This is a genomic window from Flavobacterium sp. (assembly GCF_043760115.1).
Lineage (GTDB): Bacteria > Bacteroidota > Bacteroidia > Flavobacteriales > Flavobacteriaceae > Flavobacterium.
Genome location: NZ_JAYUPK010000018.1, coordinates 1 through 10,376, shown reverse-complemented (window position 1 = coordinate 10,376; position 10,376 = coordinate 1). Strand labels below are relative to the sequence as shown.

At 29.2% G+C, this 10,376-nt stretch carries 4 protein-coding genes; 3 read left to right on the top strand and 1 reads right to left on the bottom strand.

Annotated elements, in window-relative coordinates:
* The first annotated feature begins 575 nt into the window (after nucleotides 1–575).
* From ACH2BC_RS01435 to ACH2BC_RS01425, 3 genes are read left to right on the top strand one after another with little or no spacing between them, the layout of a single operon-like run.
* Entirely contained in the window at nucleotides 576–1,001 is a 426-nt protein-coding gene (locus ACH2BC_RS01435) for a T9SS type A sorting domain-containing protein (protein ID WP_395052174.1), read from the top strand.
* A 5-nt stretch (nucleotides 1,002–1,006) separates the two neighbouring features.
* Nucleotides 1,007–8,080 (top strand): FG-GAP-like repeat-containing protein, encoded by a 7,074-nt coding sequence (locus tag ACH2BC_RS01430; protein WP_395052173.1) that lies wholly within the window; start codon nucleotides 1,007–1,009, stop codon nucleotides 8,078–8,080.
* A 5-nt stretch (nucleotides 8,081–8,085) separates the two neighbouring features.
* The gene (locus ACH2BC_RS01425) at nucleotides 8,086–8,832 is read left to right on the top strand and encodes a hypothetical protein (RefSeq protein ID WP_395052172.1); all 747 of its coding nucleotides are present in this window, start codon (nucleotides 8,086–8,088) and stop codon (nucleotides 8,830–8,832) included.
* 405 nt (nucleotides 8,833–9,237) lie between these two features.
* Here ACH2BC_RS01425 and ACH2BC_RS01420 read toward each other — a convergent pair whose 3' ends face one another.
* Nucleotides 9,238–10,206 (bottom strand): SPOR domain-containing protein, encoded by a 969-nt coding sequence (locus tag ACH2BC_RS01420; RefSeq protein WP_395052171.1) that lies wholly within the window; start codon nucleotides 10,204–10,206, stop codon nucleotides 9,238–9,240.
* Nucleotides 10,207–10,376 lie beyond the last annotated feature (170 nt).

Genomic DNA, 10,376 nt, shown 5'->3' with positions numbered 1-10,376 from the left:
GGTAAACATCCAGTGAATTATCGCAAGAAGCTTCCTCTCGGTGTTACAAATTTATAAAAAAATATCAAATAAAATTAGGAATTGAAGATAGTACCTAGGAATTTCATAGCGAATAAACTTGTGATTTATATAAGAAAATTCAAATTAGGTAATTTAAGCTATGCAGGTAAATATAAACATTCACCAATAAAAGTAAAGTAATGTACTTATAATTACGTTTATTAAAATTATTCGCACAATTTTGATGATTTTGTTTTTTATAATGAAATATTTTTTTAAGATTGTTATTATTATTAAACTCGTTCTTAAATTATTAAATATAAAGCACAGCTTTATTCTTGTCAATTGAAACCTGGTAATTTTCTAAAAATTGTATACGAGAATAGACTTTGCCCATGCACTGCGTGGGCTTTGTTTATTTGTATACAAGGTTCTACCAGTACCTCAATGACAGTAAGCGAAGTTTCACGCTTTTTTATTTTCTAAATTTTACTAATTCTAATTAATTCTCTTAATTTAAGAGAATGAGACTTATATATATTTCATGTAATTTATAATTTTTTAAACACTCTATTATGAAAAGAATTTTATTTTTAATGATTCTCTTGGCTTTAAGTTATTCTTCTTTTGGTCAACTTACTGTTTTTAATTATGATGCTGCTGGCAACCAAATTACAGTTTATGTTGAGATTTCTATTGCAACTCCATCTAAAATGAATCCTACACCAATATTGCAAAATAATCCTATTTATAAAGATGTTAAATATTATCCAAATCCTGTAAATAGCGAGTTATTTATGGAATGGGAAATTATTGATAATAATGTTCTTAATAACATTTCAATTTTTAATGTACAAGGAGTTTTGATTAAAGAGTATAAAAATTTAAACACTGTAAACAGCTATACACTTTCTTTTCAAGAGTACTCTCAAGGTATTTATTTTGTAGAATTTTATTATAGTAATGGAGAACAAAAAACATTTAAAATAATCAAACAATAATAGTTATGAAAAAAATAATTACACTTTTAATATTATTTATTGTTTCATTAAGTTTTTCTCAAAATTATCATGATACACAAGGAAAGTTAGATATTTCTAACTCTGGACAAGCTACATTTACATTGCCCATTGCAATGCCACCAAGTATTAGTAGCGTTGGACCAACTATAAATATTTCATATTCTAGTGGTCAAAATGATGGAATTGCTGGACAAGGATGGTCTGCAGGTGGTGTTTCATATATAAGCAGAATTGCTACTAGACAAGATATTGATGGTTTTAAAGATGGTGTTGATTTTGACGATAATGATAAATTAGCATTAGAAGGACAAAGATTACTTATAAAAACAGGAAATTATTGGGCTGATGGTTCAATATATGAAACAGAAGTTCAAAGCAATACTAAAATTGAATTAAAAGGAACTGGTGCAGCAATTTATTTTATAGTTACAAGTCCAGATGGTTCAAGATCTTGGTATGGAAATTACAACGGAATGAATGCAACAGATTTATCTGCTTATTATATTGTAAGATATGAAGATGCAGAAGGAAATTTTATACTCTACAATTATACAAAACCATTAAATAAAAGTTTATGTATTGATACTATTCAATTTAGTGCGAATGTAATAAGTAATATAACACCATTAAACTATATAAAATTTAGTTACACGACTGCTACTAGAACTGAAAAAGGATATTTTAAAGGTGTGTTAATGGAGAAAACAGAATTATTAAATAATATAAAAGTTTTTACTAATACTGCTTTGTTTAAAGAATATCGTATTTCTCATACTGCTGATACCCAATTAGGATATCAACGTGTTTCACAAATTCAAGAATATAATGGTACTGGCGAAGCTGCAAATCCAGTACTATTTGAATATAATACATCAATAGATACTGTTAACGAAACCACAACTTTATACACCGATACTTATAGTGTAAATGATGGTGCACAAATAACTGGCGATTTTGATGGAGATGGTAAAATGGATATTGTTGCAGGCAATAATTTACACACAAATTTATTTATTGGTAATGCAAATAATATTGCACTTCCATTTTCATCTACCGCAAGACAAAAATTTTCTGCAACTACATTATCAAATAATAAATTAAATCAAGTTCAATCAATAGTTTACGCTGATGAAACCTTAAATAATATAGCTTTTAAAGTTCATAAGTATAACAAGGTTTTAAACAATGTTAGTCTTGATTACACAAAAAATGTAACTTTTGATAATGCTAACCATTACGTATTTGGTTGTGCAAACGATTCACTTCAACCTCCACCAGTGCCAATTCCTCCATCAGTAAAATATTCAAATGAGTATCTTGAAGGTGATTTTAATGGAGATGGATTGTCAGAGATTCTTATATTTTCACATTTTGAAAGGGATTTTTATGGACATGTTGCTCCTATAACTTTAAGACCAGAAGATCCAAATCCATGTGTGTGGACTCATGAATATCATGTAGGTTATAACGAAGTACGATTGGTTGATTTAAACCCAAATATTTCTAATGTTGCTAACACTTCTGGAAATTGTAGTATAATAAATCCAAATTTTGGTTTTTATGGTTCTAAAAAATATGTCATGGATTTTAATTCCGATGGTAAGGCAGATGTTTTTGTACAAAGCGATTCATATTATCGAATAATAAGTTTTAAACAGCTTTCAGTTGCGCCTTGGATTGAACTAGAAACTATTGGTGAAGGTGTATTTGAAAATTATGCAGCTGATAAGCCATTACTATTTGGAGATTATAATGGTGATGGTAAACCAGATATAATGATGCCTTTTACAGATGGAAATTGTATACCTGTTGCACCAACCATTATTAATGGGGTTACTATAGCACCAGGAACAGTATGTCCAAATAGTAATGTTTGGAATATTTATTACAGTAATCCAAGCCCAACTGGAGGTGTTTTTTTTGATAAACAATCCTATCAAATAATGGATTATGTAAAAAAAACAGGCGATGATTATCATGCTTTTTATGCCCTTGATGTAAATAAAGATGGTAAAACAGATATTGTAAGAGTATTATCAGGTGTTTATCTTGTAGGTGGTTTTTGGGATGCTACAAATAGTAGTTCAAGATGGTCGTTATCAACTTTTATTAATACTATTGGAAAAAATGGTACTGGTGCAACAAGCTTTGTTTACAATTATAATTCTCCTGATGGTCATGTTAGTGATGATAACAGTTATCCTATTCCTTTAGTAGCAGATGTAAAATATAGAGGATTGACTAGCGACATGCTCATCTTTCGAGACCATGGTGGTGGAAGTTTTGAAAGAACAATTTCTTATGTAGATTTTACACGTGATGTAAGTTTAGAAAATCTATTAAAAAAAGTAACGCAATCAAACGGAGCAATAATTGATGAAATCTCGTATTTACCAATGCTAAGTAGTACTGCAAATGCAGGTTATGGTTTAGCAACCGATTTTTATTCTTCCAATAATTCTTTAGACTATCCATTTGTAGAATTAAAACAAATACCAAATAATAGATTAGTTTCTCAATTAAAAAACACCACTTTAGGAAGCTCTAAATACCAAGTTTTTAAATACAATGGTTATGTTGTTCAGTTTAAAGGAATTGGTAGCATGGGTTTTAAGAAAACAGCAAGAAGTGCATGGTACAATTCAGCAGCAGATAAAAAAATATGGAGTGTAAGCGAAATAGATCCATTAAAACGTGGTGCAACTAATTTTACCTATACACTACAACCAAGTACTGTCAACTTTTCTTTTCCAACCGATTTGACAACTGGTTTAATGAGTAAAACTGAGAATGTTTTCATACAATCCAATCCATCTATTTTTCCTTATGTTATTTTATTAAACAATCAAAAATCTACAGATTATATAACAGGAATTGTAAAAGAAACAGTTTACAATACTTACGACAACTATAATTTACCAACAAGTATTACAACTAATAATTATTTAGGTACAACTTTACATGGTACAACTACCGAAATAAAAGAATATGATACACCCAGTTTTGGTACTGGTAGTAATTATTATATTGGTAGACCGCGTAAATCTACTGTTATAGCAACCGCTTATGGCAACACAAAAAAAGCATCTGAAACCATATCTTATTTAAATGGGAATGTTTCTCAAATAGATAAAAATACTTTCCAACCAGACGGAGTAACACTAGACCCAATAACTATGGTTGAAAAAATGACTTATTTTCCAAACGGATTATTAAAAGACAAAGAGGTAAGTGCATCAGGAACAACTGCTGGAATTAATGATGTAACACCAAGAAAAGTTTCTTATACCTATGACACCACAAATAGATTTGTCAGTACAGTAACAGATTCCGAATCATTAGTAAGTACAAACATGAGTTTTCATCCTTTATATGGTACTGTTTTGGTTTCTAAAAATCCATTTAACCAAACTGTAACAAATGTTTATGACAATTGGGGTAAGCGATTAAATGTTATTGAAAATACACTAAATCTTGTAACTAATTATGCATATACTAGAGTTGGTACTACTTATAAAACTACTGTAACCAATACTACTAGCGCTCTTGTTTCTGATGGAAGCAGTACTTTTATTGAACAAGATATTTTAGCGCGTGAAATTCGTAAAGGAAGTAAAAATCTTAACGGAACTTGGACCTATATTACTACTGAATATGATGTTTTTGGTAGAAAATATAGAGTTAGCGAACCTTATTTTAATACAGCATCACCAACACAATGGACAACCTATAATTATGATGATTACAGCAGACCAATTAAAACAACTTCATTTACTGGAAAAATAGTTAACACAACTTACGCTGGATTATCAGTAAATGTTGCCGATTCTGTGATGAGTAAATCCAAAACATTCGATGCTAATAACCAAGTAATTTCTACAACCGATTCGCCTGGTGGAACAATAAATTTTACTTATGATGCCAATTACAATTTAATAGAATCAGATTATGATGGAATAAAGATTACTGTAGCTTATGATAATTGGGGCAGAAAAATACAACTTGTAGATCCATCTTCTGGAACTAATACTTACAGTTATAATGCCTACGGTGAAATTAAAACAGAAGGTAATCCCAAAGGTTCAACTACTTATTCTTATCACGGATTATCTGGTAGACTTTTAACTAAATCAATTCAAGGTTTAACTGTAACTGACGCTACAAATATTACATCTAATTATAATTATGATGCAACAACCAAATTATTAAGTTCAATTACAGTTCTTAATCCTAATGATGGTAATAGTATTTTTAATTACACCTATGATGTGCAACGCAGATTAACTAAAACTATAGAAACACAAAATTTATTACCTTCAGGTACAGCAGTTTTTACTAAAATTTTAGACTTTGATACTTTTAGTCGCGTAAATAATGAAACAAGTACTGCTACAGCATTTGGAAAAACAAGTACTAAAGTTATTAAACACAGTTACTCTGCTAATAATGGTGCAGAATATCAATTAAAAGACAATGCTACTGCTGCAACATTATGGCAAGCCAATACTGTTGATGCTAGAAGCAATATTTTAACAGCAACTTTAGGAAATGGAATAAATGTAACCAATACTTTTGACCAATTTGGATATGCGTCTCAGTTTCAACACAAGCTAGGAACAGCAACTGTAATGACACTTAATACTGCATTTGAACCTATTTTAGGTAATTTAAATTCTCGTTACAATAGTATGTTTGACAGTAATGATAATTTTACTTATGATTCTCTTGACCGACTTACTTCTTGGGATAATAATGCTGACATTTTAATATCATTACCATTTAACACAACCACTGATGGATTTACTTACGTTAAAGCAATAACTACCAGTACAGGATTAGTTAGTAATGTTACTGGTACTATGAAAGTAACATTAAACAAAGGTTTTGCAGTAAGAAACTTAACAGAAATTGTAGCTGGTTCTGCTAATCAATTACGTGTAAAAGCTACAGTTACAAGCAAAACAGCTTCGGCTAATGTTATTGTTAATGTTGTAATGGTAGAAACAGATCCAACTAATGCTGCTAATGTTAATGAAGTTCCATTTGGGACTATAGAAAATGGAACGTTAAATGCCATTTATACCTATTCTAATATAATCAATAAACCAAAACTTAGTTTAAAATTTGTAATAGCTTCAAGTGTTAATTTAATAGGAACTAATAATGGTGGAAGTTCATCAGGAACAGCTACTTTTATTATTGATAATTTAAAAATTAATAAAATTACAATCAATTATCAAAACTATGATGATCGTGGTAGGATAACAAATAATACGTTAGGAAGTTATGATTATGGTAATGAAAACAAACCTTATCAAAACACATCTATATCTAACGGTGCAGTAACTCAAAATCCTAGTTTAAATTTAATACAAAGTGTAACCTACAACGCTTTTAAAGCTCCAATACAAATTATTGAAAATGGTAAAAAATCAATAAGTTTTGGATATAATGCTAATGAGCAACGTTCGGTAATGTATTATGGCAGTACAGCTGTTGATAAACTAGCTCGCCCAAACCGCAGGTATTATAGTGCTGATGGTAGTATGGAAATTAGTGCCACTTTTGCAACAGGAGATACAACAACACCTGTTACAACAGAATTTCTTACCTACATTGGTGGTTCTGCCTACAGCGCACCAGTAGTTTTAAAATACAATGGCACAGCATACAATTATTTTTATTTGCATAAAGACTATCAAGGTAGTATATTAGCCATTACAAATGCAGCTGGTGGTGTTGTAGAAAAAAGATTGTTTGATCCTTGGGGTCAAATTATTAAAATACAAGATGGTTTAAATACTAATTTAGCCCAATTAACGTTCTTTGATAGAGGATATACTGGACATGAGCATTTAAAAGGTGTTAATTTAATTAACATGAATGCAAGAATTTACAACCCAGCATTACACCGTTTTCTAGAAGCCGATAATTATTTACAAGATCCATACAACACCCAAAATTACAATCGTTATGGCTATTGTGTAAACAACCCATTAAAGTATACTGATGTAACAGGAAATATATTTACTTTATCTACATTAGTTTCTAGTGTTATACCAATTTTTGGTTCTGTTTTTGCAAGTTTATTAAAACATCAAACCATTGATTTTAGTCGTGTTTTTGTAGATTTAGTAATATCAGGTATAAGTGCAGGAGTAAGTTTTGGTATTGGTTCTGCTGTTCATGGTATTACTAATTTTTTTGTAAAAACAACTTATGCCGCATTAGCTCATGGGGTTTTTCAAGGTGGTATGACTGCTGCACAAGGTGGTAAATTTTGGGCAGGTTTTGCAGCTGGTGCCGTAAGTAGTATAGCAGGAAGTTACATGAATAAACTTGGTGCTTCTGGTGGATATTCAGACAGTAATTGTAATTGGAGTACTTTTGGAACAAGAAATGCAAATTTAATGGCAGGTTTAACGCTAACCTCTGGTGCAATTATGGGTGGCGCAGGTAGTTTGTTGGCTGGTGGTAACTTTTGGCAAGGTGCAGTTACTGGGCTAATTGTTAGCGGATTTAATGATTTGATGCATAGTGTTATCCAAAAAATAAAAATTAATAATGATACGAATAAATATTTATCTGATGCTGGTTATAAACCAAATGGAGAAATTAATGTTTATGGATCAGAGGATTTAAAATCATATGCCAATGAAATGAGAATAAAAGTTCTTCCACTAGAAATATTATATGATGCAAATGGTGCATCAATTGAGGTTGACTTAAATTTAACCAAATATGGTCAATATGTAGATGGCGTTGTAACTATAGGAAATAGAGGATTTACTAATAATCGTGAGTTATTTTTAAATTTGTTGCATGAAGGATTACATGCCTGGGATGATTCACAAGGTTTGTTTAAAGGTTGGGGTAATGATTACAGAGCAATAACAGAAACTAGGTCTTATGAAATAATGCGTTATTTTGATAAAAATGTATTTAATAATAGTGACCATAATAATAATTACAAATACTGGAGTTCTCAAGCAAATAAAACTGGCTTAAATTTTAGAATAAAAAGCTATCCAGTTTTTTTTAATAATATTCAACGATAGGTATCATGAAAAAACACATCTCATTATTTGGTATTTTCTTATTTCTAATTTCATGTAATAAACAAGAAATTAAGTTTGAACTTTTAAATGAAAATGTAATTTGTGAAAGAAGTCCAATTAATGCAAAAGAAATAGGAAAATATTTTAATTTAGGAAAATATAGTAGCGAAGAAAATAAGTTAAAGTTCACAAATAATTTAAAATTTAAAATAACAAATACTACAAATAAAAAATTGCTATTTTTTGTAAAAGATTTAAAAATAAAAGATTTATATTGTATTGATATAGAAATTTTTGATGAAAATAATAAAATAGTTAATTTATCAGAACCTTTTACTTCACCATATTTTGATACTGATGAAAAAAGAATAAAAGCTTTCGCATATTTGGAACATAATGATTACGAAAAAAGTGAAAATGAAAAATTATTATTAAAAATGGGATTTAAAATAGGTAACTATTCTAACCAATATTACAATCAATATGTAATTATCAGCCCAAAAGAATCTTTTATATTTTCTAGTACATTAGCACTTCCATTTGTGGTTGAAGATAGCGTATTAGATTTACAAAATTCACTATTTTACAAATTAATATCTTCTAAAAAGTATACATTAAACTTAAATTATAATTTAAAAGAAGACGTTAAAAAGTTATTTTCTAAAGAACAATTAATTAATTTAAAAGAAAATAAAATTGAAATCTTTGATGCCAAAATAAAAACTCAAAGTATACCAATTGTATTTGAATAAGTTATAAAAAGTATGTAATTTATTTTTTGAAACTTAAAATTTATTTATGTTTTTTAGTTTATTGATTCTGCCACTGCTGCCAGATAGCGGTAACCTTTCAAAGGCAGTAATAATCTAATTTAACAACTTAACAAAATGTAAATCAAATAGTATTACAAAATTAAAATAGAAAAGACGAGCAATAATGCTCGTCTTTTTAAATTAAATAAAGACAAGATAGCTCGGATATATATCAGCACAACGATAGCGCGGAATTGCAATCATAAGTGTTCAAAACCTTAAAATTATTATATTTGAGTCCAAAAAGACTTATGAGACTAGAAGTTCAAGTCAACATTATATTATTAATTTATTTAAACAAATAGTGTTTTTGTAAATAAAAAATAATATATTAACTAATTTGTTCTACAACTTTTCAATCAACAACCAAGCTTCTTTATTATGAGAATTCTGAATTTTTAAAAGTGCATTTTGCGCTGCTGTGTAGCTTGAATAACTTCCGTAAAGTACAGGAAAATAGCCATTTTTATTTGGTGCAATGCGTCTTGCTCTGTAACCAAGATGCACCAATTGGTAATAGTTTCTTGAAGCATTTTGCTTTTGTTTAAAAACTCCAGCAACAATATGATAAGGATATTTATATACTTTTTTATCTTCATTTTTTACTGTTAAAGTTACAGTAGGAATAGGATTGGAGATAAAAAATGTGGCTTCTTGTATTTTTTGATTTACTTGTTTTTGAACATTTTTTTGAACTAGTAATGTTTCAGTTGCAATTCGATTTTCGTTGTACTTGAAACCTAAAGCGCCAAGAACTCCTAAACCAAGTACAAAAACCGCAGCATATTTTAAATAAGAATATGATTTTCTATTTGCATTTAAAGAAATAGCTTCTTTTTCGTTAGTTAAAATTGCAATATCTTCTTCTTTAACATCAAGTTGTTTTAAAACTTCACGTTTTATAAGTGGCGAAGTGTACGTACTTAATCCAAACGATTCTGCTAAATAATTAACTTGATTGGTTGGTGTGAAAACTAAATTTTTATCTGCATTTAAAACAATTTCGCCAATGTTTTTTATAATAATTCCTTCAAAATCTTGCAACTTATTTTTCCAAATAACTACTTGATTTTCAATTGCTAAAACCGATGCTTCATAACTCATTTTTTCTTGCTGTGCAATATGACTTGCCAGTAAACCATCGTTGTTTTTTAAATAAGAATTAAACGAAAGTAACTTTTTAGGTGGAAAAAAAGAATGCGTGTTTTCTTGTAATTGCGCCGATTGAATTTCGGTTAAAAAAGCACCAAATCCAGGAACAGTTACACATTGGTAACGGTATAATAATTGCGAAATGTATTGTTCAATCTTCATAATGACAAATTTAATTATTTATTGCGTGTGGCAAAATTTTATTAACAAACTTTGTTAACAATTTAAATATTTTTTCTTTTATTTGAATTTCAAATATATACCATGCACGAACAAGAAATTATATGCCTTTTAGCACTACTAAAAATTGATGGAGTTGGCGATATTGTTGC

What these genes read in the sequence shown, in the direction of transcription:
- ACH2BC_RS01435 (WP_395052174.1), top strand. Translation starts at nt 576, where the DNA reads ATGAAAAGAATTTTATTTTTAATGATTCTCTTGGCTTTAAGTTATTCT.
- ACH2BC_RS01430 (WP_395052173.1), top strand. Translation starts at nt 1,007, where the DNA reads ATGAAAAAAATAATTACACTTTTAATATTATTTATTGTTTCATTAAGT.
- ACH2BC_RS01425 (WP_395052172.1), top strand. Translation starts at nt 8,086, where the DNA reads ATGAAAAAACACATCTCATTATTTGGTATTTTCTTATTTCTAATTTCA.
- ACH2BC_RS01420 (WP_395052171.1), bottom strand. Translation starts at nt 10,206, where the DNA reads ATGAAGATTGAACAATACATTTCGCAATTATTATACCGTTACCAATGT.